Consider the following 24,565-nt stretch of genomic DNA (forward strand, 5'->3'; position numbering starts at 1 on the left):
ACCGCCGGCGTCGTGAACGGGCCGTCGTGTGTGGTCAGCCGCTCGCATGGGCCGGTTCCGTCTGGTCGACCGGTGCGGCGGTGCCCTGCCGCTCGTCCGGCCTGCGGCGCGTGAGGCGGCCGGCCAGCGGTTCGGTCCAGCGGGCGGTGAGGGGGCCGAGGACGACCAGGATCAGGACGTACGCCGTGGCCAGCGGGCCGATCCGTGGTTCCGTGCCGACGGCGAGACCGGCGATGACGATCGAGAACTCGCCGCGCGCCACCAACGTGCCCCCGGCCCGCCAGCGGCCCTTGGCCGGGATGCCCGCCCGTCGGGCGGCGAACCAGCCGGTGGCGATCTTCGTCAGCATGGTGACGACGGCCAGCGCGAGCGCCGGGAGCAGCACCGGCGGGATGTCCGCCGGGTCGGTGTGCAGCCCGAAGAAGACGAAGAACACCGCCGCGAACAGGTCCCGCAGCGGGGACAGCAGGCCGTGCGCGCCCTCGGCGACCTCCTCGGACAGCGCGATGCCGACCAGGAACGCGCCCACTGCCGCCGACACCTGGAGGTGCTGGGCGACACCCGCGACCAGCAGGGTCAGCCCCAGCACCACCAGCAGCAGCATCTCGGCGTTGTCGGAGGAGACCGCGCGGCTGACGACGCGTCCGTGACGCAGGGCGATGTAGAGGACGGCGCCGACCGTGCCCAGGGAGATCAGCAGTGTGACGCTGCCGCCCGCGAGACTCACACCGGCCAGCAGGGCGGTGAGGATCGGGAGGTAGACGGCCATGGCGAGGTCCTCCAGGACCAGTACGCCGAGCACGACCGGTGTCTCGCGGTTGCCCAGGCGCCCGAGGTCGCCGAGCACTTTGGCGATGACCCCGGAGGAGGAGATCCAGGTGACGCCGGCCAGGGCGACGGCGGCGACCGGGCCCCAGCCCAGCAGTAGCGCGGCGACGGCGCCGGGGGCGGCGTTGAGGACGAAGTCGACCGCGCCCGACGGGTACTGGGTCTTGAGGGTGGTGACGAGGTCCGACGCGCTGTACTCCAGCCCGAGCATGAGCAGCAGCAGGATGACACCGATCTCGGCGCCGGTGGCGACGAACTCCTCGCTGGCCTGCAGCGGCAGGATCCCGCCATGGCCGAAGGCGAGGCCGGCGAGCAGGTAGAGGGGTATGGGGGAGAAGCCCACCCGTCCGGCGAGGCGGCCCAGGAGCCCGAGGGCGAGGATGATCGCTCCGAGTTCGACGAGCATGGCGGTGGTGTTGTGCACGGGCGGCTGACCTCCGTGGATCGGTTCGGTGGCGGCGTCTGTGCCTGAGGGCTGGGGCTCGCTGGGCCGGGGGGCGGATCCCGGGAGTCGGGAGCCGGGCGTCGGGAGTCGGAAGCCGGGGGAACCAGGTGCCGGGGTGAGGTGCTGTGGGGGACGACTGTCGGGTGCAGGGTGTGGGGTGGGGAGCGTCCGGTGTGTCCTCTGTGGGCGGGGCGTCCCCTACGGGGGTGAGGAGCCGGTGCCGGGCCTCGGACAGCGGGCGGAGACGGCGTGGGACGGGCGCTAGGGCCGGAAGGCGGTGCCGCCGGTATCGGGAACGGCGTCACGGGCGGCGTTGTCGACACGCACGGGGATCACCCGACCCATGACACGCCCCCGTTCTCGTCTTCTCGTCGTCGGCCCAACCGGACATCAGCACTCGACGCTCGACGGCCGACGCCGGGCAGCCGGTGCTCGGCGCTCGACGTTCGGCGGTCAACGCTCAACGGAGGAGCGGAACGCTGCTCAACGGAGCGTAAGCGCTTGGTAAAAATTTTAGCGCACCCCAAACCGGGATGCGCTATGAGGAAAGCCGCTCAGCGTGACAAAGCGGCGGTCGTGAATCGCGTCTGAATACGGGTTCGAGCCGTATCAGCGAGCCGAGTTCCGGCGCCGACCGCCCCTCCGGGGCGGGTAGGGGTCGAACAGCTGAACGCCGATTCCGCTGAGGACCAGACCGGTCGCGATGAGCAGCCCGTGGGGCATGACCAGACCGATGAACAGCAGGACCACACCGATCCCCAGTACCCACCAAGCGCGGGTGTGCCGGTACTCGCGCGGCTTGGCCGGCCGACCGCTGGACAGGGAGCGCGCGAAGTGCGGGTCGTCCTGCTTGATTCGGGCCGCGAGATCGACGAGGCGCTTGTCGTCGGACTGGGGCACGTCTCCTCCTTCCCGAACGGCGGCAGCACGGGGAGACCTCCGACCGCCACCTGAAAAACACCTCCGGGCGTCGGTTCCATGACACCGACGCCGGGGGCGAAAAAGTGAGCCGTCGGCCCGCGAACCAGGGCCGACACAGGGGAGCCTGCCCGGGCGCCGAGGTCATCACCCGCCCGGCGTGGGCGGCTCGGCGGGGCCGGGCCCGCGTCCACTTCAAGGATCACCCGCCGGGTGCTTCGAGACCATCGGGTCCGGCCCTCATCTTCGTGGGGGTCGACGATGTACGTGGGGCGCCCGGACACCCGGGGACCCGTGAAAAAAATGGGGGTTGGCACGGATGGCGCACGGTCGGAACAGCGCTCACGCTGGGTCGTGGCGGCCCGCGTGCCCGCGCCCCCGGAACCGATGGGCCGCCGGGGCGCTCCCGCCGCACCGGGAGCCTACGACAGACAGTACGGCAGACGGCGCACGGTGAGCAGGGGTGAGGAGGTGGTACTGAGTGCCACTGTTCTGGCGGATCTTCCTGCTGAACGCCGTCGTGCTGATCACGGCCACCGCCCTGCTGCTCGGACCGGTCACCGTCTCCACCCCGGTCCTGCTCACCGAGGCCGCCGTACTCACCGTGGGGCTGGCCGCCATGCTCTTCGCCAACGCGCTGCTGGTGCGCGTCGGCCTCGCCCCCCTGCAGCGCGTCACCCGCGCCATGTCCACCACCGACCTGCTCCGCCCGGGGCAGCGCCCCGAGGTCGCCGGGCGCGGGGAGATCGCCGAGCTGATCAGCACGTACAACACGATGCTCGACCGGCTGGAGGACGAACGCGCCACGAGCAGCGCGCGCGCCCTCTCCGCGCAGGAGGACGAACGCCGCCGCATCGCCCAGGAACTGCACGACGAGGTCGGCCAGAGCCTCACCGCCGTCCTGCTCCAGCTCAAGCGGGTCGCCGACCACGCCCCGGTGGAGCTGCGCGAGGAGCTGAGCCTGGTGCAGGAGACCACCCGCAGCAGCCTGGACGAGATCCGGCGCATCGCCCGCCGACTGCGCCCCGGTGTCCTGGACGAACTGGGGCTCGCCAGCGCCCTCAAGGCCCTCACCACCGAGTTCGGCGGCTCCACCGGCCTGATGGTCCAGCACCGCCTCGACCCCGACCTGCCCGACCTGGGGCCGGAGGCCGAACTGGTCCTCTACCGGGTGGCCCAGGAAGGGCTCACCAACATCGCCCGGCACGCGCAGGCCCGCCGCGCGGAGGTCTCCCTGCGCCGCACCCCCGCAGGAGTCGATCTCCAGGTCCGGGACGACGGCCACGGCATCGGTGCCGCGTCCGAGGGCGCCGGTATCCGGGGGATGCGTGAACGGGCCCTGCTCGTCGGCGCCGACCTCGACGTGGGACCCGCTCCCGGCGGCGGGACCCGGGTGAGCCTCGCCGTACCCGTCCCCGTACGGGGTCCCGCGCCCGTGCGGGCCATGCCGCCCGTGACCGCCGCTCCCGACCGGAAACGCTGACCATGACCGACCCGGCCCCCGCCAGCACTCCCACCGGCCCCGCCGCGGGCCCGTCCCCCACCCGCATCCTCCTCGCCGACGACCACGCGCTGGTCCGCCGAGGCGTACGCCTCATCCTCGACGGCGAACCGGACCTGACCGTCGTCGCCGAGGCCGACAACGGGGCCGAGGCCATCGAGCAGGCCCGCGCCCACGAACCCGACCTGGCCATCCTCGACATCGCCATGCCCCGCCTGACCGGCCTCCAGGCGGCCCGCGAGCTCTCCCGCACCCTCCCGCAGACGCGGATCCTCATCCTGACCATGTACGACAACGAGCAGTTCTTCTTCGAGGCGCTCGGCGCCGGCGCCTCCGGGTACGTCCTCAAGTCCGTCGCCGACCGCGACCTGGTGGAGGCCTGCCGGGCCACCATGCGCGGCGAGCCGTTCCTCTACCCGGGTGCCGTCAACGCCCTCATCCGCAACTACCTCGAACTCGCCCGGGACGGCCGGAACCTGCCCGCCAAGGCCATCACGGACCGGGAGGAGGAGATCCTCAAACTGGTCGCCGAGGGGCACACCTCGCAGCAGATCGCCGACCTCCTCGTCATCAGTCCCAAGACCGTGGAGCGCCACCGCGCCAACCTGCTGGCCAAACTCGACCTGAAGGACCGGCTGGAACTCACCCGGTACGCCATCCGCGTCGGCCTGATCGAGCCCTGACCGCCACCGGCGTCGACGCGGGCGCCCGGACCGGCCCTACCGCTCGGCCTCGGCGGGCAGGGGCTCCGCCTCCCGGCCGTGCCCGGCGTCCAGGTCGGGTGCGGGCCCGTCGTCCGGGGCGTCGGGCGGGGGCCCGTGGTCGGACCGCCGCGCCCGTACGGCGCGCAGGGCGCGCGCGAGCAGGCCGGCCCGTCCGGCGAGCACCGGGCCGAGGACGGCGAGGACGAGCACGTATCCGGCGATGAACGCGGTGAGCCGGCCGTCCAGCCCCGCGCCGGTGGCCATGGCGGCCAGGATCAGCGCGAACTCACCACGGGCGACGAGCGTGGTCGCGATGTCGGCGGCGATGTCGACGCCGTAGCGGTACAGGCGGGCGACCAGCAGGCCCGCGGCCAGGTTCATGGTGAGGGTCAGCGCCACGGCGACGGACACCGGACCGGCGACGGAGGCGATGTCACCGGGGTCGATGGCCAGTCCGAAGGCGAAGAAGAAGATCGCGGCGAAGGCGTCGCGCAGCGGATGCACCAGGGTGCGGATCCGGGGCGCGGAGGGGGTGCCGGCCACGATCAGACCGACCATGAACGCGCCGATGGCGTCGACGACCCCGAGCACCTCGGAGACGCCCGCGACCAGGATCGCGGTGCCGAGGAAGGTGACGACCAGCAACTCGTTGTCGCGCACGGCCAGCAGCCGGCCGAACAGCCGGCCGCCGAAGCGGGCGGCGATGGCGAGCACCATCAGGAAGCCGAACGCCTCGGCCGCCTGGAGCGCCATGCCCGTGAGGCCCCGGGCGTCGCTGAGGACGGGCTGCAGAGCGGCGAGATAGAGGGCGAGGAAGATGTCCTCGACGACGGTGACGCCGAGGATGAGGCGGGTCTCGGGCCGGCCGATGTGGCCCAGCTCGATGAGGATCTTCGTGACGATCGCCGAGGAGGAGATGCCCAGCACCCCGGCGAGCACCAGGGCCTCCCGTGCCCCCCAGCCGAGGGCGAACCCGAAGCCCAGCCCCGCGCCGACGTTGAGCAGCAGGTAGATGCCACCGGCGGTGAGCAGCCGTCTGCCGCCCCGTCTCAGATCGTCGAGGTGGAACTCCAGGCCCAGGTAGAAGAGCAGCAGGACGAGACCGAGGGCCGAGAGCATCCCGAAGTCGTGCGCGTCCTCGACCAGGACCGGGCCCGGGGTGTGCGGGCCGAGCAGAATGCCGGCCAGCATGAACAGGGGGATGGTCGGCAGCCCGATCCGGCTGCCGAGGCGGGCGAGGAAAGCGGCGGCGAGGAAGGCGCCACCCATGGCGAGCAGTGTGTCGGCATGTCCCACGGGTCACCACCTTCCACAGCACGGGAACGGAGCGTGATCTCATCGACTGAGCCGAGTGGGGACCGCTCCTTCGCGTTGATGGGGGTTCTTCGCCATACGGGGCTGCGGCCGGTGCGTCACGGGACAGGGGTCCGGGGTTTTCGTCGTGTCCGTCCCGTCTTTCCATGTCGTTTTCACGTTGCTTCCACGCTCACATCCGCCCCCGCGCGATGACCATCCGTGGTGCCACCCAAACGGGATGGGGGACGACCCTCACAGGGGCTCGCCCCGTTCCACGATCCGGTTGTCAGACTTGAACCAGTTCAGCGGTCCGCGGTTCCCGCGGTTCCCGCACTCCCGTCCTCCCAGGAGCGCGTAGATGCCCCACCCGTACGTCCTGTTGTCCGCCGCCGTCTCCCTGGACGGCTACCTCGACGACACCGGCCCCGAGCGGCTGCTGCTGTCCAGTCCGGCCGACTTCGACCGGGTCGACGAGGTACGGGCGTCGGTCGACGCGATCCTGATCGGCGCCGGCACGATCCGCGCCGACAACCCCCGCCTGCTGGTCAACTCGTCCGAGCGGCGGGCCGTCCGGGTCGCCGAGGGCCGGTCCGAGTACCCGCTGAAGGTCACCGTCAGCGGCTCCGGCGACCTGGACCCGACGGCGCGGTTCTGGCACACCGGCGGGGAGAAGGTCCTCTACACGACCGAGGAGGGTGCCGAGCGCGCCCGCGCGCACGGCCTCGCCACCGACGTCGTGCCGCTCGGCGCCGCACTCGACTGGCGGCGGCTCCTCACGCACCTGTACGACGTGTACGGCGTCCGGCGGCTCATGGTGGAGGGCGGCGGCCTGATCCACACCCAGCTCCTCACCCAGGGCCTTGCCGACGAGCTCCAGTTGGTCCTCGCCCCGCTCTTCGTCGGCGACCCGGAGGCCGCCCGCCTCTTCGGCCCCGGTGCCTACCAGGGCGGCCGGCTGCGGTTGCTGGAGACCCGCCCGGTCGGCGACGTCGTCCTCATGCGCTACGAGCCCACCGCCCCCGGCACCGGCCCGCTCCCCGCCGCCGCCGACCACCACTGGCTGGCCCTCGCCTGCGAACTGGCGGCTCAGTGCCCGCCGTCGGAGACGGCCTTCAGCGTGGGTGCGGTGGTGGTCGCGGCCGACGGCACCGAGCTGGCCCGCGGCCACTCCCGGGAGGGCGGCGACCCGGTGGTGCACGCCGAGGAGGCCGCCCTCGCCAAGATCGACCCCACGGATCCGCGGCTCGCGACCGCCACCGTGTACTCCAGCCTGGAACCCTGCGCGCGCCGCGCCTCGCGTCCGGCGCCCTGTGCGCGGCTGATCCTGGACGCGGGGGTACGGCGGGTGGTCACCGCCTGGCGGGAGCCTGACACCTTCGTGGCGGACGCCGACGGCAGCGGAGTGCTGGCCGCCGGGGGCGCCCGGGTCGTCGTGCTGCCCGAGCACGAGGAGGCCGCCACGGCGCCGAACGGCCATCTGATCGGCCGGTGACGCGACGGCGACTGCGACGACTGCGACGACTGCGACGACAAGGAGTGTGCGGAGTGTCCCCCGCATGCCGTATGCTGGTGACACAACGACGCGGGGTGGAGCAGCTCGGTAGCTCGCTGGGCTCATAACCCAGAGGTCGCAGGTTCAAATCCTGTCCCCGCTACTGAAGGCCGAGGGCCGGAATCCGAAAGGGTTCCGGCCCTCGGTCGTTCTTGGCCTCCGCCCCGTCGTCCCGGCTTGTCGTCCCGCCCTCCACGCCGTTGTGACGCCGGGTGACCGGGCCACCGCGCTGCGCATAACAACTGATAAACCGTCAGTTTCGGTGTGACGCGCGAGGCACGGTCAACTCGCCCGTTTTTGCCCGGTCGTGGCGCTTAAGTCCGTGCGGAAATCGTTAACGATCAAGAGGAACGGCTTGGAATCCGACCCCTACCTCTATTAACGTTCGATAACGCAGCGCGGTCGTCCCAGCCGTCACACGAGTCGGCTCCGTGCGCACGCGCCGAATCCCGCAAGGGAACCGGGGAACCAACATCTTGGGGTGAATCGCGTGGATGCCCCCGTGGAGACACGGAGGGTATACGCGCGTAGGAGACCTTCCTGCTCCGAACCCGTCAGCTAACCCGGTAGGCGAGAAGGAAGGAAAGGAGTACGCCCACGTGGCGTCGAACCGGCCTGCTCCCGAGGCCCCCTTCATGCCGAACCAGTACGACGGCGACACCTTCGTCTACGGCGGTGTCCGCCCCGCCGAGGGCCCCTTCGAGGAGTGGAACCCCACCGAGGAGTCCGTCCGCCCCGTGCGCGGTCGGCACCGCGTCGGCAAGCAGCGCGGCGGAGGCCTCGCCCGCAGCTCCACGGTCCTGGGCGTCGGTGTCATAGCCGCCGTCGCCGGTGGCGGCATGGCCAGCGCCCAGACCGGCAAGCCGCCGGTCTCGATCTCGATGCCGGACCTTCCCTCTGTCGGTTCCCTCATCTCCGACGAGGAAACCCCCGAGGGCTCCGCCACCGCGCTCAGCGACATCGGTGTGGTCGCCGACGAGGCCACCGAACAGGGCGCCTCCGACGCCGGCGAGGCGCTGCACGCCCGGATCATGGCCCAGGTCGAGCAGCAGCAGAGCCAGGCCGAGGACAAGGCCGCCGCCGAGGCCGCCGCCGCCGCGGAGAAGGAGGCCAAGGAGAAGGCCGCCGCCGCGAAGAAGGAGGCGGAGGAGAAGGCCGCCGAGGCGAAGCGGAAGGCGGAGGAGGAGGCCAAGAAGAAGGCCGAGGCCGAGCGCCTCGCCGAGCTGGCCCGGCAGTACGCGCTGCCCACCTCCTCGTACACCGTCTCCTCGACCTTCGGTCAGGCCGGTGCCTACTGGTCCTCCGGTCAGCACACCGGCCTGGACTTCGCCGCCCCCACGGGCACGCTGATCAAGGCGGTCCACACCGGCACGATCACCTCCGCCGGCTGGGACGGCTCCTACGGCTACAAGACCGTGTTGACGCTCGACGACGGCACCGAGATCTGGTACGCCCACCAGTCCTCCATCAACGTCAGCGTCGGCCAGCAGGTCAACACGGGCGACGTGATCGGCCGTGTCGGCTCCACCGGCAACTCCACCGGCGCCCACCTCCACCTGGAGGTCCACACCGCCGGCTCCGGCGCGGGCATCGACCCGATGGCCTGGCTCCAGTCGAAGGGCCTCACCGTCTGAGACGACCACAGCCCCGGCAGTCCTGACGACGACCCCCCGACGTCAGGGCTGCCGGTCAGGCGTTTCAGGGGTGGTACGGGTACGCGTACGGGTTCGGACGGTACGCGGAATGCCCGAGGTGCGCGGGGTACGGGGCATACGCGAGGCTCGTCGCGCCGTGCACGCCGTGTACGCCGTACGCGCCGTACACAGGCCAGGGCGGCACGGGCGGCGCGGTGGCGCGGGCCGCGTGCTCCAGGGCCGGGCGGGCCGCGTCGCGGCGGCGCCACAGTTCCCGCAGCAGCTCCCCCTCCCGTGCGGCGAAGTCCGTGCCCACGCGGCCGCGGCGTGCCCGGTGCCGCAGGAACGCCAGGGACGTGGCGTACGCCTCGTACCGCGCCACCGTCCGTGCCGCCGCCCGGCCTCCGTGCCGGCGCGCGTACCGCCGGGCGATGCGCCGGGCCCGCATCGAGCCGAGCGCGAACGGCTGGGCCGGGGTCAGCCAGCCGGCGGCGACGTACACGGGCAGTTCCGTGCGCACGGTCCGCAGCTCGCGCTGCCGCGTCCACACCACCAGCCAGGTCAGCAGGCCGAACGACGGCACCATGAACGCCCCGTACACGGCGAAGAAGCCGTACTCGCCGAGGACCGAGGAGCCGTTCCACAGCGCGTGCATGCCCATCGCGAGCAGCAGACCGCCCAGGGGCGGCAGGACGCGCCCCGGGCGCCGGCGTTCGGTGGCGAGCGCGGAGATGCCGAAGCCGATGCCGGTGAGCACGGTGAAGAGCGGGTGCGCGAACGGCGACATGACGACGCGGACGAAGAAGGTCGCCGCGGTGACGGAGGCGACACCGCTGCCGCCGGTGAGCTGGTCGGTGCCGAAGGCGTTGCCCAGGTAGAGGATGTTCTCGGTGAAGGCGAAGCCGGTGGCGGTGATCCCGGCTGTCACCACGCCGTCGAGGATTCCGGTGAAGTCGCGTCTGCGGAAGAGGAAGACCAGCAGGACGGCGGCCGCCTTCGCCGACTCCTCCACGACGGGGGCTATGACGGTCGCACCGAGGGTGTCGGCGCGGGACGGGTCCGCCGTCTCCGTCGCTATCCACTGGGTGGCGAAGCTGTTGGCGACGATCGCCATCAGCGCGGCGGCGCAGGCGCCCCACGCGAAGGAGAAGACGAGGTTGCGCCAGGGGGCCGGTGCGACGCGGTCCAGCCAGCGGAAGGCGGCTATGAGCAGCGGCACCGGGAGGACGGCGAGGCCGAGGCCGACCAGGAAGCCCTGCGTGCCGGTCTGCTCGCGGACCAGACCCAGGATGACCAGGCCGGAGAGCGTGAGGAGGACGATCAGTGCTCCGTAGCGCACCCAGGGCCGCTGCCACCAGTGCACGTGCCGCGGGGCCCGCCGGGGCGGCCCGGCGGGGTGTGCCACCGGGCTGGGCTGCGTCGGGTACGGACGGCTGGTGTCCACGGCATTGACCCTAACGAGGGAAGGGCGCTGCCCGCAGGTACGCCGGGTGGGCTCAGGGGCCGGCGGGGGGCTGCCCGGCGGGTCGGCCACCGGGTCGGTCGTCGTGCGGTACGCGACGGAAGAGCAGGTCGTTCACCACATGGCCCTTCTCCAGCCCCTGCCCCTCGAAACGGGTCAGCGGGCGGAACTCCGGACGCGGTGCGAAACCGCCGTCCGCCAGGGTGTTCTCGAAGGCGGGATGCGCGGTCAGCACCTCGAGCATCTGCTGGGCGTACGGCTCCCAGTCGGTCGCGCAGTGCACGACCGCGCCCGGTGCCAGACGGGTCGCGGCGAGGGTGAGGAAGTCGGGCTGGATCAGCCGGCGCTTGTGGTGCCGCTTCTTGGGCCAGGGGTCGGGGAAGAAGACGCGCAGCCCGCTCAGGGAGTCGGGGGTGAGCATCTCGCGGAGCAGGATGATCGCGTCGCCGTTGCCGACGCGCACGTTGTCCAGGCCGTGCTGGTCGGCGAGGCCGAGCAGATGGCCCTGGCCGGGTGTGTGGACGTCCACGGCGAGGATGTTGGTGCCGGGGTCGGCGGCGGCCATGCGCACGGTGGCCTCACCCATGCCGAAGCCGATCTCGAGGACGACGGGGTGGTCGTTGCCGAAGAAGTCGGCGAGGTCGAGCCGGCGGCGTCCGTCGACGTCGAAGCCCCACCGGTGCCACAGCCGCTGCAACGCGTCCGCCTGCCCGGCGGTGACCCGGCTCCGGCGCGGCTGGAAACTCCGGATCCGCCGCTCGAAGTGCGACCCGGCGGGATCGGCCTTCGGCCCGTCGGGGAAGCGGGGCTCCCCCCTCTCCCGGGTACGGCGGATCGACACACCGGGCGCGTGCTCGGCGTGCGGGGCTGCGGAGGCGTTCAAGGAGTCAGACACAGTGCTCTCGATTTTACGGCGGTCCGCACGGCGGTCCTCATGGTGACTTCGCGGTCGCGTCGGCGCCCCGTCGCGTCGGGTCGGCCAGGGTGGCCAGCGCTCGGCGGGCGATCTCCCGGCCGATGGGCAGGGACGCCGTCGCGGCGGGGGAGGGGGCGTTGAGCACGTGGATCGTGCGGGGGGTCTCCCGGATCAGGAAGTCGTCGGCCAGGCTGCCGTCCCGCAGGACGGCCTGCGCCCGCACGCCGGCCGGGGCGGGGACCAGGTCGGCGTCCCGGACCGCGGGCAGGAGCCGGCGGACCGCCTCGGTGAAGGCCCGCCGGGACAGGGAGCGGTGCAGTTCACCCGTGCCGTGCCGCCAGTGGCGGCGGGCCAGGTGCCGGGAGCCCGGCCAGGCCAGGGCGGCGACCAGCTCGCGCGGGCGGACCGTGCGCCAGTCGTAGCCCTCGCGGGCCAGCGCCGGTACGGCGTTGGGGCCGACGTGGACGCCGCCGTCGACGCCGCGCGTGAGGTGGACGCCGAGGAACGGGAACGCCGGGTCGGGCACCGGGTAGACCAGGCCGCGGATCAGCTCCGGCCGGGTCAGCTCGTAGTACTCGCCGCGGAACGGCACGATGCGCACACCGGGATCGTCACCGGTGAGGCGGGCGATCTCGTCGCAGTACAGCCCGGCGCAGTTCACCAGGACCCGGCCGCGCACGACGTCCCCGGCGGCGGTCAGGGCCGCGACGCCCAGTTCCGGGCGGCGGTCGACGCGGACGACCCGCGCGCCGTAGCGGATCTCCGCGCCGGACGCCTCCGCCAGGTGGCGGGCCACCGCCGCGAAGTCGCAGACGCCGGTGGTGGCGACGTGGATGGCGGCCAGGCCCTTGATCTCCGGCTCGTACTCGGCGATCTGCGTCGCGCCCAGTTCGCGGACCGTCAGCCCGTTCTTTCGGCCGCGCTGGATCAGGGCGTGCAGCCGGGGCAGTTCGTCCCGGTCGGTGGCGACGATCAGCTTGCCCGTCACGGCGTGCGGGATGCCGTACTCCGCGCAGAACTTGACCATCTCCGCCGCGCCCCGCACCGCGTACCGCGCCTTGAGGGAGCCGGGTCGGTAGTAGATGCCGCTGTGGATGACGCCGCTGTTGCGGCCCGTCTGGTGCCGGGCGGGGCCGGGCTCCTTCTCCAGCACCGTGACCCGCGTGCCCGGCGCCGCGCGGGTGATCGCGTACGCCGTCGACAGGCCGACGATGCCGCCGCCGATCACCAGTACGTCGCAGTCGTACGACCGCCGCACCGCCCGCACCACTCGCACCACCTCCCGCTCCCGATAGTGCACCACGCCACTGACACCGCCCGTGAACCCGGCGGCGTCGGGGACGCCGGCTTCGGCGGGGCGGCCCCGGCGGCCCGGTCGGGCGGGGCTCTCAGGCGGGTGTCATCAGCAGCGGCCGGGCCCGCTCGCGCAGCTCGACCACGCGGGGTTCGTCGCCGTAGGGCTCCAGGCGGTGCAGGAGGTCCTTGACGTACTCGGTGGTGCGGGCGGACGAGATGCGGCCGGCCACCTCCACCGCGCGCACGCCCTGCTCGCAGGCGGCGTCCAGGTTGCCCGACTCCAGCTCGGCGACCGCCGAGACGACGAGCCGCAGACCGTGCGAGCGCACGAACTCCTCCGTCGGACGCGACAGCGCCTGCTCGGTGAAGCGGCGGACCTGGCGGGGCGCCTTCAGATCGCGGTAGCACTCCGCGGCGTCGGCGGCGAACCGGTCGTAGGAGTAGAAACCGAGCCAGCCCGGGTCGCTGTCGCCGGGGCGGGAACGTTCCAGCCAGCCCTCGGCCGACTTCAGGGCCGCGCCGGCCGCCGGGGCGTCACCCGCGCGTGCGTGCGCGCGTGCCTCCACGAGCCGGAAGAAGCTCATGGTGCGGGCCGTGGCCAGGCCGCGGTTGCGCTCCAGCGCGGCCTGGGCGAGATCGACGCCCTCGTCGCCGAAACCGCGGTAGGTGGCCTGGAGGGACATGGAGGCCAGGACGTATCCCCCCAGGGGGACGTCGGCCGCCGCTCGGGCCAGGCGCAGGGCCTGGATGTAGTAGCGCTGGGCGGCCTCCTGCTGACCGGTGTCGAAGGCCATCCAGCCGGCGAGCCGGGTGAGTTCGGCGGACGCGCCGAACAGGGCGCGGCCGACGTCGTCGGCGTAGGAGCCCAGCAGCAGCGGCGCCGCCTCCACCCGCAGGCACTCGGGGACCATCGAGGAACGCCAGTCACCGCCGCCGTACTTGGAGTCCCAGCGCCGCGCGTCCTCGGCCGCCTCGCGCAGTTTGCGCACATCGCTGTGGCCGACTTTGGTCGGTGCGGCCGAGCCCTCCGCCGGGCTCACCTCGCGCGCGACCGAACTGTCGGCCGGGGTTATCAGCCAGCGCGAGGCAGGCGTCGCGTACGCGCTCACCGCGAACGAGCCGGCGAGCGACTGCCAGATGCCGCCGGACCCCGCTCTGCGGCCGGCCAGGTCCAGCCGGTACAGCTCGGTGGCGGACTTCACCGCCTGCCCGACGTCCCGGGGGAAGGCGAGGCCCACCTCGGGTGCGGGATCCGCGTCCGCCAGGCCGATCTCGTGGAGTGGCACCGGGCGGCCGAGTTTCTGGCCGATGGCGGCGGCGATCAGGTGCGGCGCCGTGCCCTGTGGCACCATCCCCTTCGACACCCAGCGCGCCACCGACGTCTTGTCGTAGCGCAAGGTCAATCCGCGTTGCGCGCCAAGGTCGTTGACGCGCCGCGCGAGGCCCGCGTTGGAGATTCCCGCGAGGGCGAGAACGGTGCCGAGTTTTTCGTTCGGCCCGCGTTGCTCCCTGGACATGCGCCACCCCTCGACACAGACGGCTGCCGCTCTGGCATAACCCGGCGGCATTCGTAAACCCAGCGTAGTTCGCCGCATCCCAAGCGTTAAGGGGCATTCTTCCGGATGGCGGGATTGTGGTCCGTACTGAAGTGCGGGTCCGATACGCGCGGTTGCGGCATGCTCCCGTCGTGTGGCCGTGCGCCCGTGCGTGCGCTCTACTCCGGCCATGGCGGGAGCGGTTCCATGGTCGGGCGTGGGTCGGCCCGCTGTACTGGATCCAGTGGGCTGGGGGACACCGCCGCCTTCATCCCCGCGGGCGGCGGAGACGGTCCGGGAGGCGCACTCCGCCTCCCGGATCGTGCGACCGTTCAGCGGTGCGCAGAGCCTGTACGGAGCGTGTTCGAGGTTCTCCTCGCATCTCCGAATTGGCCGAAAATCGACCCCCTCGTTCGAGGGCTGTCACCGTGTCTATCCTGGCAGTTGAGGGCGCGTTGGAGGTTTTTGGGGCGCGCTGGGGGCGCATTCGCGTCGCACTGGCAGGGGCGGGTGCACGGCCGCGGTCGGGCGACCTCCTCGCGTCGGGCGGGCGTTCGGAGCGGGGCGGGTGTATCCGCCGGGGCGCATTCGACGGAGCACATGCGGCACCGGCACCCCTCTCGAGCCTCTCCTTCATGGCAGCATGGTGAACCGGTGCGCACGGCGCACTTGTTGTCCACAGCCTGTGGAGGCGTCGATGCGGTGGTTGGTGGGATGGAGCAGCACCGCCGCGGGTGCCCTGGCGTTCGGCTCCGCCGGCGCCACCGGGTCCGACGGCGAGACCGTGCAGCCGGTGGGTTCGCAACCGTTGTGGGGCGACCCCGATCCGCTGTGGGCGGTCGGCGACTGGCGCCCCGACGAGGTGCGGGTGGTGTCCGCCGACCCCGAGACCCGGATCGCCGTCCTCGGCACCTGCGGCGCCACCGACGAGCAGCTGCGCGTCGCCCTGTTCGCCGCGCGCGGCGGTGCGCTCCGCCATCTGACCGCCTGGCCGGGCAGCTACACCGCCGTCGTACGGGTGGGCCGCCGGATCACCGTCTGCGGCGACCTCGCGGGCGCCCGGCCGGTGTTCCACACCCCCTGGGAGGGCGGCACGGCGTTCGCGACCGCCGCGCTCCCGCTCGCCGACCTCGTCGAGGCCAACCTCGACTTCGGTCACCTCGCCGCGCTCCTCGCCACCCCCGACGTGCCGGCCGCGCTGTACGACTCCACGCCGTACGACGGCGTGAAACGCGTTCCGCCGGGGCATGCGCTGATCCTGCGCGCCGGGGCGCGCGAGATCGCCGGGTACGAGCCCGTCGCCTCGCTCGCCGTCGCCGCGCCTCCCGCCGACCCCGACAGCGCGGTGGACGCCGTCCGGGACGCGCTGGTCGAGGCGGTACGCACCCGGCTCGCCGCGCCCCGCCACGTACCCGGCGCCGACATCGACCCCGGCCCGGTCCCGGGCATGGGGCCCGCCGAACGGCGCGCTGCGCGCGGGATGCCGGTGCCCGGGATCGGGGCCGACCTGTCGGGCGGGCCCGCGTCCGGGACGCTGGCCCTGCTCGCCGCCGGGCTGCCGGGCATGCCGGGGACCGTGCTGGGGCACGGCACGGGCGCGGGGGAACGGCTGCTCGCCGTCACCTTCAACGATCTCGCGGGGGCCCCCGCGGGTGGTCCGGCCGGTGGTCCACTCGGCGGGCAGGAGGACGAACTGGCGCGGGCCGGGGCGCTGGCCGCCAACCCCCGGCTGCACCACGTGGTGGTCGCGGGCGGCGAGGACACCCTGCCGTACGCCGATCTGGACGGGCCGCTGACGGACGAGCCGGGGCCCTCCCTCGTGATCGCGGCCCGGCACCGGGCGCGGCTGGCGGCGGGCAGCGCGGACCACTTCACCGGGTACGGGGCCCGGCAGGTGCTCGACGCGCATCCCGCCCGGCTCGCCGACCTGCTGATGGACCGCAAACGCCGCCACCTCGTACGGCCCGTCGCCGCGCTGGCGAAGGCGGACGGGTCCGTGATGGTGCCCGCGCGGGTGTATGCCGCGGCCCGGCGCCTCGCCCGTACGCCCTACCGCACGGGGCTGGAGGGCCTCGCGGAGCGGCTGCTGCGCCACCAGTCGGACGACGAGGCTCCCGGGGGTGCGGCGGACGCCTCGCTGGCCGCGCTCACCTGGGGGAGACCCGGGCCGGCGGCGCGCTGGCTGACCGGTGAGGCGCTCGCTGAAGTATCGGTTCGCCTCCAGGCCTCGACGAGCCGGTCCGAGGTGGGGCCGGGGCAGCGGCCCGGCGACTTCCGCGCGCGTGCGGCACTGGCCCGGTACGCGGCGGACCTGCGGGTGCTGGAACAGGCCGCCGAGGTCCGCTTCCAGCGGTTGCACACGCCGTTCCTCGACAACCAGGTCGTCCGCGCGTGCCGGGCGCTGCCCGAGGCGCTGCGGGTGCGGCCGGGGGCGCGCGCCGCGATTCTGCGGACCGTGCTGGAAGGCGCGGGCGTGCGGGAGTTGCCCGCCGGGTGGGGCGCGCCGACCCAGGCGACTACGGCGGCCGCGGCGCGGACCGGGCTGCGGGTGGCCACGGACACGCTGATGGCGCTGTTCGACACGCCGCTGCTGGCGGAGGCGGGACTGGTCGAGGCCCGGGTGGTGCGCAAGGCGCTGCGGGCGGCGGCGGAGGGAGAGCCGCTGCCGCTGGACGGGCTGGCGGACCTGGTCTCGCTGGAGCTGTGGCTGCGGCGGCTTTTGGCCCGGCGGGGCACCTGCTGGACGGGCACGCCCGGGCGGCAGCGCGCGGTCCCCGAGGGCATCGCGCCACACCGGGGGGCGCTGGCCCGTGGAGCTTGAGCGGAGGCGCCTGCGGCGCTCGGGCAGGTGTGGGCCGGGTGCCGATGCGGGCCGGTGGGGCATCCGTCCTCGGCCCGGTGCGGAACCGGGTGACTGCGCGGTGACCGGCGTCAACGCGCCGACCACCGCGGGCGAACGCCCCCGCTCCGTCACCCTCCCGCCGTGGGCGGCCCGGGCCCGCCCTGGTCAGACTCACGTACAAGCGAATCCGTCCACCGGACAGGCCCGGCCCTGGCCCCCGTTCGGACAGGGGGCCTTATGCGTCTCACGCCGGGCGTGAGCGCAGGCCCTCCAGCAGGATGTCCAGCAGACGCGCCGAGGCCGCCGCCTGCTGCGCCGGGTCCGGCAGCGAGGGCGCGGCCGTGGCGATCACCAGGAGCACGTCCGACACCGACACGTCCGGCCGCAGTGCGCCCGCCTCGCGGGCCCGCTCCACCAGCCGGCCGACGACGTCGAGGAGCTGTGCCGCGCCGGCGTCGTCCTCCGCACCGTCGGCCGACGGTTCCCCGGGCACCAGCCGCAGCTCACCCGTCGCGGGCTGCGCCCGCTGCTGAGGCACCCGCGCGTGGTCCGCCGCGCCGTGCTCGTCCGCCACACCCACCCGCAGCACCTGCGGCGGCAGCAGTCGCCCGGCGCCCGAGTCGACCGACGTGCGCAGGAAGCGGGACAGCGCCGACCACGGCCCGTCCTCCTGACCGAGCGCCGCACGCGCCTGGTCGGTCAGCCGGGAGATCTCCTCCTCGGCTATCCGCCGCACCAGGACGTCCTTGCTCGGGAAGCGCCGGTACACCGTGCCCACACCGACCCGTGCCCGGCGTGCCACGTCCTCCATCGGCGCGCCGTAGCCCAGCTCGCCGAAGACCTCGCGGGCCGCACGCAGCACGTGCTCCAGATTGCGCTGGGCGTCCACGCGCAGCGGTGCCGTGCGCGGCCCGCCCGCGCGTCCGAGGCCCGACGGCGCGCTCAGCGCGGCGCCGGGCGCGACAGCGGACGCGGAAGACCAATGAGAATCCTGAACATGCATACGCTTTCCCCCGGTGATGATGACGTCTCCCCCCGGAGACTCCCCGCCATAGATGGCCGGGGTTCGAGGAACATGCCCGGTGGCCGGATCCGCCCGTCGCGGACCCGAAGAGCGCATCCCCCTACACCCCGTCGACGTACGAACATAGTTGAGTGAGGGTCAATTCAGAAGGGGCAGGTTCCGTACGGAGCGCCCCCCGATCGGAGCACGGATCGCATTGATCCCGAATGCGCCCCCGGGACGGCGCCGGAAAATCACCGCTGACCTGCGCACACGCCGTTCGGTCGGCCCATCCGGCTCCTCCGGCCCGTCCACGGCCTCCGGTCACACAATTCGTCGGGGCTGTGGACAAACGCGAGCGACGGGTGCGTCATGGGATGGTGAAGGAACGTGCGCGCATTCTCGTTGTCGGCGGTGGATACGTCGGGATGTACACGGCCCTGCGCCTGCAGCGGAAGCTGAAACGGGAACTCGCCCGGGGCACCGTCGAGATCACCGTGGTCACACCGGACCCGTACATGACGTACCAGCCCTTTCTCCCGGAAGCGGCCGCCGGTGCCATTTCTCCTCAGCATGTCGTCGTACCGCTGCGTCGCGTCCTCGACCGGTGCCACATCGTCATCGGCGAGGTCACCGCCCTCGACCACGCCGCCCGCACCGCCACCGTCGCCACGCTCGCCAGCGAGGAGGAGGGCAGCGGCGGCGGCCGGCCGATGGCGTACGACGAACTCGTCCTCGCGCCCGGATCCGTCTCACGCACCCTGCCGATCCCCGGTCTCGCCGACCACGCCATCGGCTTCAAGACCCTCGAGGAGGCCGTCGGGCTGCGCAACCACGTCCTCGAACAGATGGACATCGCCTCCTCCACCCGCGACCCCGACGTCCGCGACGCGGCCCTCACCTTCGTCTTCGTCGGCGGCGGCTACGCGGGCGTCGAGGCACTCGGCGAGCTGGAGGACATGGCCCGCTACGCCACGCGGTACTACCACAACCTCCGCCCCGAGGACATGAAGTGGATCCTCGTCGAGGCCTCGAACCGCATCCTGCCCGAGGTCGGCGAGGCGATGGGCCGGTACACGGTCAGCGAACTGCGCCGCCGCAACATCGACGTACGACTCGAGACCCGCCTCGAGTCCTGCGCCGACCGCGTCGCCGTGCTCAGCGACGGCGCCCGGTTCCCCACCCGCACCGTCGTGTGGACCGCCGGGGTCAAACCGCATCCCGTTCTCGCCGCCACCGACCTGGCGCGCGACGAGCGCGGGCGGCTGAAGTGCACCGCCGAACTCGCCGTGGAGGGCGCCACGCACGCTTGGGCCGCGGGCGACGCCGCCGCCGTCCCCGACGTCACCTCGAAGCAGCCCGGCCGGGAGTGCGCCCCCAACGCGCAGCACGCACTCCGCCAGGCCAAACTCCTCGCCGACAACGTCGTGCACTCCCTGCGCGGCGAACCCCTGGAGAAATACGCCCACTCCTACGCCGGGTCGGTCGCCTCCCTGGGACTGCACAAGGGCGTCGCCCACGTCTACGGGCGCAAACTCAAGGGCTACCCGGCCTGGTTCATGCACCGCACCTACCACCTGAGCCGTGTCCCCACCTTCAACCGCAAGGCGCGCGTGGCCGCCGAATGGACCCTCGCCGGGCTCTTCAAACGGGAGATCGTCTCCCTGGGTTCACTCGAACACCCGCGGGCCGAGTTCGAACTGGCGGCCGGTGGAAAGCCTTCTCAGGACCCCCCGCACAACCCGAAGGGGTCGTCCTGACCGGACCCAGGAACTCCACCGACCGGCCCGACGTCTGACGGATGTCGGCCCGGTCGGCAGCCTGCCAGACTGGTCCACCACCGGGGGCGGACGGCCGTCCGCCCCCGGTGCGGCCCCGGGGCCCCGGCCGGTCCCGGTTTCCGGCCGCCGACAACTACACGAGGCAAGGATTCGTGAACTTCACGCGCTGGAGCGCCCGGCTCCCCGGAACGCAGCGCCGCGCCGCAGCGCGCAGCGAGCACACGGTCTCCCCGGACCGGCGGGGAGAGGGCTCCGTGCCCGCCGCCCGCACCGAACGACCCGCCGACCGACCACCGCCCGTGCCCGCCGTCGACGACCTCAGGGTGCGCGAGGTCCTCGACCACGTCCCCTCCCTCGTCGCCCTGGTGCACGGCCCAGACCACCGCGTCGCCTACCTCAACGACGCCTACACGGCCGCCTTCGGCCCCCGCCCGGTCGGCGTCCCCGCGCGAGCAGCGCTCCCGGAGTTCGACGAACTCGGCCTGCTCACCCTCCTCGACCAGGTCCTGCGCAGCGGCAAGCCCCGCACGGTCAAGTCCCGCAAGGCCCCCGACGGCCGCTCCTACACCTTCACCTGCACCCCGGTCACCGACGGCCACACCGACGGGGCCGAGGGCGGCGCCCGCGGCCGTGGCGGCCGCGGGCGCGGTGTGCTGGTCTTCGCCACCGACGTCACCGACCACGCCGAGGCCGCGGAACGACTGCGCGCGAGCGAACGCCGCCAGCGCGAGACCGCCGTCACCCTCCAGCGCTCCCTCCTCCCGCAGGAACTCGAGGAGCCCGACGACCTGCGGGTCGCCGCCACCTACCACCCCGGCGGCACCGAGGCCGCGGTCGGCGGCGACTGGTACGACGTGATCACCCTCGGCGGCGGGCGCACCGCCCTGGTCATCGGCGACGTCATGGGCCGGGGCGTCCGCGCGGCGGCCGTCATGGGCCAGCTCCGCACGGCGGTGCGTGCCTACGCCCGCCTCGACCTCCCCCCGCACGAGGTCCTCCAACTGCTCGACGGCCTCGCCATGGAGATCGACGCCAACCAGATCGCCACGTGCGCGTACGCCATCCACGACCCCAACGAGGGCACCCTCGTCTACGCCTCCGCCGGCCACCTGCCCATCCTGGTCCGCGACGAGCAGGGCACCGTCCAGCGCGCCGACGAACCGACCGGTCCCCCGCTCGGCACCGGCGGCTGGGTGCACTCCTCCGGCTCGATCCCGCTGGGCCCCGGCTCCACCGCCGTCCTCTACACGGACGGCCTGGTCGAGCGCCGTGACGAGGACCTCGACGAGGGCATCGCGGCCCTGGAGCGCGCCCTGGCCGGCGCGACCGGCACCCCCCAGGTGGTCTGCGACCGCCTGGTCCGCTCGGCGGGTGTGACCCCGGACCACGACGACGACGTCGCCGTGCTGGTGCTCCAGCACCCCGCCCGCAAGGGCCCGGAGAGCGAGCTCTTCCGCAACGCGGCCCTGGAGCTGCTGGGCGGCGTCGAAGCGGCTCCACGCGCGCGTGCCTTCGCCTCCGGTGTGCTGACCAGCTGGCGGTTCCCCGCCGACCTGCACGACCTGGGCGTCCTGGCCGCCAGCGAGCTCGTCGCCAACTCCCTCCAGCACGGCACACCGCCCATGCGACTGCGCCTGCGCCGCACCGACCGCCGACTGATCGTCGAGGTCACCGACGGCGACGACCACCTCCCGAGGCGCCGCCGGGCGGAACCCGCCGACGAGTCCGGCCGGGGCATCGCGATCGTCGCGACGATCGCCTCCAACTGGGGAAGCAGGCGCACCCCGGGCGGCGGCAAGGCCGTCTGGTGCGAGTTCGCCCTGCCGAAGCCGACGGGCTCGTAGGGCGAACTCGTGGCGGAGCCCGCCGACGGGGCGGGTACGTCAGGCGGGTGCCGGAACCTGCTCCGCCGCGGTGCCGCCGCCCTGCGTCACCACCAGGCTCCGCGCCGCCGACGGCTGGTTCTGCACGTCCGTGAGCTGCCGGCCCAGCCGCAGCGCGAGCACGGTGATCCCCAGCGAGACCAGCACGAAGACCACGATGTACGGCGCGTGCAACGAGGCACCCATCGGCCCGCCCACCGCCGGACCGATGGCCAGCGCGAGCTGCTTCACCAGGGCGAAAGCCGCGTTGTACTGCCCCGCGAGACCGGTCGGCGCGAGATCCGCCACCAGCGGGGCGAGCGTCGGCGACAGCAACGACTCACCCAGCCCGAACAGCGCGTACGTCGAGATGAAGGCGGCGGTGGCCATCGCCTGGCTGCCGTTGCCGAGGCCCGCGTACCCGGCCACGGCCCACGCCACGGCCCAGAGCAGCCCCACCGACGCGATCACGCGGGTGCGCCTGCGGCGCTCCACGAACCGCAGCACCAGGAACTGCGCGATCACGATGACCAGCGTGTTCGCCGCCAGCGCCGTCCCCAGGGTGGACGTCGAGATGCCGGCCGCCTCGACCCCGTACGCGCTCAGTCCCGACTCGAACTGCCCGTAGCAGGCGAAGAACACCACAAAGCCCAGGACGCACAGCTGCACCATGGCCCGGTTGCCCATCAGCTGCTTCCAGTTGCCCTTCGCCGATGCCGCCGGAGCGCCCGCGACCCGCGGCGAGTGCGGCATCCGCACCGTGGCCATCACCCCGACCAGCAGCAGGAACATCGCCGCCTCGATCGAGAACAGCAGGGTGAAGGAGCCGGGTTTCGTGGTGTCGACGAGGTGTCCGCCGATGAGACCGCCGATCCCGAGCCCCAGATTCTGCAGGAAGAACTGCATGGCGAACGCCCGCGACCGGGTCTCCGCGGTGGAGCAGTCCACGATCATCGTCGCCAGCGCGGGCTGCATCACGGCCTGCCCGGCTCCGAGCGCCGCCGCCGACAGCAGCACGCTCGGCGCACCGTTCGACAGGCCCAGGCTCAGCGCGCCGACGGCGGCCGTGAACAGGGCGACGAGCAGCACCGGCAGCGGGCCCCGCCGGACGATGGCCCGTCCGGCGAACGGCAGCACGATCAGTGCGGCCACGGCGAAGACGGCGAGCACCAGCCCCGCCGTCATGGGCCCGAGCCCCCGCACCTGCGCCACATAGACGTACAGGTAGGGGACGGTGAAACCGAGCCCGAACGCACTGAGTGCGTTGCCCACGTGGATCCGGCGCATCGCAGCGCCCATCGCCCTGGTCACGTTCACCTCTCTTATCAAGTTAGGCGTGAAGACTTAGAAGCTAAAGTTCGAAGGTAAAGAGTACACATCGAACGGCTTCAACACGAAGGGCTTCAGGATGAAGGTGACGTGTCATACTGCGGCCATGGGCGACACTCCCGGCCCCGGTGGGCTGACAGAGCCGACACTCGAAGAGCAGCTCGCCGCGTACCAGCGCGAGTTCCAGGGCCTCGACCCTCAGGTCGAGAAGATCGTCTCGGCGCTGTCCCGCCTCAACCGCCGTATGAACGTGGCCTACGGCCGCCAGACCGCCGAGCTCGGCATCACCAACGCCGACTGGGAGGTCCTCAAGGCCCTCGTCCTCTCCGGCGCCCCCTACCGCATGGGGCCCAGCGACCTCGCCAAGCGGCTGGGCCTGACGCCGGCCGCCATGACCCACCGGATCGACCGCATGGTCGCCGAAGGGCTCGTCAGCCGGGACCGGGACGAGACGAACCGGGTACGGGTCATCGTCGAGATCACGGACGCCGGCCGGGAGAAGTGGATGGAGGTGATGCGCATGGCGACGGTCTTCGAGGGGGACCTCCTCCAGGACCTCTCCGCGGACGAGCGGACCGCCCTGGATGAGATGCTCACCCGCCTCCTGCGCAGGGTGGAGGACGCCCAGCCCGACGCCGACGGACGCCTCACGGACCTGGACTGACGGCCTCGAGCCGACGGGTCGGCCGGGCAGCTCCGGCCGACTGAAAAGATCTTGACAGGGCTCGCTTGACACTCCCCTGCCCGATCCGTAGTGTTCTTCGAGTTGCCATCAGGCCGTAACGGTTCTGCGGCAGCACCTCCGCCGCGACAGCGGCACTCACACCAACAGCATGACCTCCCAAGCGGACCGATTTCGGCGTGCCCGAATTCAATTCGTACGGGACTCTGCGACTCGATTCGGATCCGAACGGCTCCGATTTGAGGAGCAGCGAGAGGGTCCGCTAAGGTTTGAGACGTCGGAACGGCCCAACGGCCGGAAAGACAAACCCCGCTGACTGGGGGTCAGGTCGAGAAAGAAGATCTGATAGAGTCGGGTCCGCCGGAAAGGGAAACGCGGAAAGCGTGGTCCCGGAAGGCGAAAGCCCGAGGAAATCGGATCGGAAAGATCTGATAGAGTCGGAAACGCAAGACCGAAGGGAAGCGCCCGGAGGAAAGCCCGCGAGGGTGAGTACGAAGGAAGCGTCCGTTCCTTGAGAACTCAACAGCGTGCCAAAAATCAACGCCAGATATGTTGATACCCCGTCTCCGGCCGTTCGGCCGGGACGAGGTTCCTTTGAAGAAACACAGCGAGGACGCTGTGAACCGCCGGACCATTCCTCCGGTGGTTCCGCTCTCGTGGTGCTCTCCCGATCACGGGAAAACATTCACGGAGAGTTTGATCCTGGCTCAGGACGAACGCTGGCGGCGTGCTTAACACATGCAAGTCGAACGATGAACCACTTCGGTGGGGATTAGTGGCGAACGGGTGAGTAACACGTGGGCAATCTGCCCTCCACTTCGGGACAAGCCCTGGAAACGGGGTCTAATACCGGATACCCGCCGCCGCCCGCATGGGCGGCGGCGGAAAGCTCCGGCGGTGGAGGATGAGCCCGCGGCCTATCAGCTGGTTGGTGAGGTAGTGGCTCACCAAGGCGACGACGGGTAGCCGGCCTGAGAGG

17 protein-coding genes, 1 tRNA gene, 1 rRNA gene and 1 riboswitch are annotated in these 24,565 nt (G+C 72.4%); of the genes, 10 read left to right on the forward strand and 9 right to left on the reverse strand.

Features of this window, described 5'->3' with window-relative positions; translation table 11 throughout:
• Positions 1-34: 34 nt before the first annotated feature.
• Both AB0I73_RS24385 and AB0I73_RS24390 read right to left on the reverse strand, forming a co-directional pair.
• The gene (locus AB0I73_RS24385; protein WP_363040616.1) at positions 35-1,252 is read right to left on the reverse strand and encodes a cation:proton antiporter; all 1,218 of its coding nucleotides are present in this window, start codon (positions 1,250-1,252) and stop codon (positions 35-37) included.
• Positions 1,253-1,882: 630 nt separating this feature from the next.
• The gene (locus AB0I73_RS24390; protein WP_363040618.1) at positions 1,883-2,173 is read right to left on the reverse strand and encodes a DUF3040 domain-containing protein; all 291 of its coding nucleotides are present in this window, start codon (positions 2,171-2,173) and stop codon (positions 1,883-1,885) included.
• A gap of 499 nt (positions 2,174-2,672) precedes the next feature.
• Here AB0I73_RS24390 and AB0I73_RS24395 point away from each other — a divergent pair, with 499 nt between their 5' ends.
• Together AB0I73_RS24395 and AB0I73_RS24400 are read left to right on the forward strand one after the other, a co-directional pair.
• Positions 2,673-3,674, forward strand: coding sequence for a histidine kinase (locus AB0I73_RS24395; protein WP_363040620.1), 1,002 nt, complete (start codon positions 2,673-2,675; stop codon positions 3,672-3,674).
• A 2-nt stretch (positions 3,675-3,676) separates the two neighbouring features.
• A complete protein-coding gene (locus AB0I73_RS24400; RefSeq protein WP_109382633.1) occupies positions 3,677-4,375 on the forward strand; it encodes a response regulator transcription factor in 699 nt (232 codons plus the stop codon).
• A 36-nt stretch (positions 4,376-4,411) separates the two neighbouring features.
• On the opposite strand, the gene AB0I73_RS24405 is transcribed toward AB0I73_RS24400, so the two are convergent.
• Positions 4,412-5,692 carry a cation:proton antiporter gene (locus AB0I73_RS24405; RefSeq protein ID WP_363040622.1) on the reverse strand — a complete coding sequence of 427 codons (1,281 nt, stop codon included), beginning with the start codon at positions 5,690-5,692 and terminating at the stop codon, positions 4,412-4,414.
• Positions 5,693-6,050: 358 nt separating this feature from the next.
• Between AB0I73_RS24405 and AB0I73_RS24410 the strand changes: the two genes are divergently transcribed.
• The 3 genes from AB0I73_RS24410 (at position 6,051) to AB0I73_RS24420 (ending at position 8,878) form a co-directional block, all read left to right on the forward strand.
• A complete protein-coding gene (locus AB0I73_RS24410) occupies positions 6,051-7,184 on the forward strand; it encodes a dihydrofolate reductase family protein (RefSeq protein WP_363040624.1) in 1,134 nt (377 codons plus the stop codon).
• 89 nt (positions 7,185-7,273) lie between these two features.
• Positions 7,274-7,347: transfer RNA gene (locus AB0I73_RS24415), tRNA-Met, on the forward strand.
• A gap of 327 nt (positions 7,348-7,674) precedes the next feature.
• Positions 7,675-7,832, forward strand: a riboswitch (cyclic di-AMP (ydaO/yuaA leader).
• 11 nt (positions 7,833-7,843) lie between these two features.
• Positions 7,844-8,878 (forward strand): M23 family metallopeptidase, encoded by a 1,035-nt coding sequence (locus tag AB0I73_RS24420; RefSeq protein ID WP_363040626.1) that lies wholly within the window; start codon positions 7,844-7,846, stop codon positions 8,876-8,878.
• Between the two features lie 64 nt (positions 8,879-8,942).
• Here the strand turns inward: AB0I73_RS24420 and AB0I73_RS24425 are convergent, their stop codons facing one another.
• From AB0I73_RS24425 to AB0I73_RS24440, 4 genes are all read right to left on the reverse strand, one after another.
• The gene (locus tag AB0I73_RS24425) at positions 8,943-10,241 is read right to left on the reverse strand and encodes a PrsW family intramembrane metalloprotease (protein ID WP_363040641.1); all 1,299 of its coding nucleotides are present in this window, start codon (positions 10,239-10,241) and stop codon (positions 8,943-8,945) included.
• Positions 10,242-10,374: 133 nt separating this feature from the next.
• A complete protein-coding gene (gene trmB, locus AB0I73_RS24430) occupies positions 10,375-11,223 on the reverse strand; it encodes a tRNA (guanosine(46)-N7)-methyltransferase TrmB (RefSeq protein ID WP_363040643.1) in 849 nt (282 codons plus the stop codon).
• A 49-nt stretch (positions 11,224-11,272) separates the two neighbouring features.
• Complete coding sequence (gene lhgO / locus AB0I73_RS24435) at positions 11,273-12,556, reverse strand: L-2-hydroxyglutarate oxidase (RefSeq protein WP_363040645.1); 1,284 nt, start codon at positions 12,554-12,556, stop codon at positions 11,273-11,275.
• 88 nt (positions 12,557-12,644) lie between these two features.
• Positions 12,645-14,069: an MFS transporter gene (locus tag AB0I73_RS24440; RefSeq protein WP_363040628.1), complete on the reverse strand. Its 1,425-nt coding sequence runs from the start codon at positions 14,067-14,069 to the stop codon at positions 12,645-12,647.
• Between the two features lie 715 nt (positions 14,070-14,784).
• Here AB0I73_RS24440 and AB0I73_RS24445 point away from each other — a divergent pair.
• Positions 14,785-16,908 (forward strand): asparagine synthase-related protein, encoded by a 2,124-nt coding sequence (locus AB0I73_RS24445; RefSeq protein WP_363040630.1) that lies wholly within the window; start codon positions 14,785-14,787, stop codon positions 16,906-16,908.
• 265 nt (positions 16,909-17,173) lie between these two features.
• Here AB0I73_RS24445 and AB0I73_RS24450 read toward each other — a convergent pair whose 3' ends face one another.
• A complete protein-coding gene (locus AB0I73_RS24450; RefSeq protein ID WP_363040632.1) occupies positions 17,174-17,932 on the reverse strand; it encodes a helix-turn-helix domain-containing protein in 759 nt (252 codons plus the stop codon).
• Between the two features lie 377 nt (positions 17,933-18,309).
• Between AB0I73_RS24450 and AB0I73_RS24455 the strand changes: the two genes are divergently transcribed.
• Together AB0I73_RS24455 and AB0I73_RS24460 are read left to right on the forward strand one after the other, a co-directional pair.
• Positions 18,310-19,692 (forward strand): NAD(P)/FAD-dependent oxidoreductase, encoded by a 1,383-nt coding sequence (locus AB0I73_RS24455; RefSeq protein ID WP_363040634.1) that lies wholly within the window; start codon positions 18,310-18,312, stop codon positions 19,690-19,692.
• 173 nt (positions 19,693-19,865) lie between these two features.
• Positions 19,866-21,557, forward strand: a complete 1,692-nt coding sequence (locus AB0I73_RS24460) for a SpoIIE family protein phosphatase (RefSeq protein WP_363040636.1) — start codon at positions 19,866-19,868, stop codon at positions 21,555-21,557.
• 39 nt (positions 21,558-21,596) lie between these two features.
• Here the strand turns inward: AB0I73_RS24460 and AB0I73_RS24465 are convergent, their stop codons facing one another.
• The gene (locus AB0I73_RS24465; protein WP_363040647.1) at positions 21,597-22,874 is read right to left on the reverse strand and encodes an MFS transporter; all 1,278 of its coding nucleotides are present in this window, start codon (positions 22,872-22,874) and stop codon (positions 21,597-21,599) included.
• A 136-nt stretch (positions 22,875-23,010) separates the two neighbouring features.
• Between AB0I73_RS24465 and AB0I73_RS24470 the strand changes: the two genes are divergently transcribed.
• The gene (locus AB0I73_RS24470) at positions 23,011-23,568 is read left to right on the forward strand and encodes a MarR family transcriptional regulator (RefSeq protein ID WP_363040638.1); all 558 of its coding nucleotides are present in this window, start codon (positions 23,011-23,013) and stop codon (positions 23,566-23,568) included.
• A 702-nt stretch (positions 23,569-24,270) separates the two neighbouring features.
• A 16S ribosomal RNA gene (locus AB0I73_RS24475) occupies positions 24,271-24,565 on the forward strand; the annotation flags it as partial.

The sequence above is a fragment of the Streptomyces sp. NPDC050388 genome (genome assembly GCF_040655635.1).
GTDB lineage: Bacteria > Actinomycetota > Actinomycetes > Streptomycetales > Streptomycetaceae > Streptomyces.

What these genes read in the sequence shown, in the direction of transcription:
- AB0I73_RS24400 (WP_109382633.1), top strand. Translation starts at nt 3,677, where the DNA reads ATGACCGACCCGGCCCCCGCCAGCACTCCCACCGGCCCCGCCGCGGGC.
- AB0I73_RS24410 (WP_363040624.1), top strand. Translation starts at nt 6,051, where the DNA reads ATGCCCCACCCGTACGTCCTGTTGTCCGCCGCCGTCTCCCTGGACGGC.
- AB0I73_RS24440 (WP_363040628.1), bottom strand. Translation starts at nt 14,069, where the DNA reads ATGTCCAGGGAGCAACGCGGGCCGAACGAAAAACTCGGCACCGTTCTC.
- AB0I73_RS24445 (WP_363040630.1), top strand. Translation starts at nt 14,785, where the DNA reads ATGCGGTGGTTGGTGGGATGGAGCAGCACCGCCGCGGGTGCCCTGGCG.
- AB0I73_RS24450 (WP_363040632.1), bottom strand. Translation starts at nt 17,932, where the DNA reads ATGCATGTTCAGGATTCTCATTGGTCTTCCGCGTCCGCTGTCGCGCCC.
- AB0I73_RS24455 (WP_363040634.1), top strand. Translation starts at nt 18,310, where the DNA reads ATGGTGAAGGAACGTGCGCGCATTCTCGTTGTCGGCGGTGGATACGTC.
- AB0I73_RS24465 (WP_363040647.1), bottom strand. Translation starts at nt 22,874, where the DNA reads ATGGGCGCTGCGATGCGCCGGATCCACGTGGGCAACGCACTCAGTGCG.
- AB0I73_RS24470 (WP_363040638.1), top strand. Translation starts at nt 23,011, where the DNA reads ATGGGCGACACTCCCGGCCCCGGTGGGCTGACAGAGCCGACACTCGAA.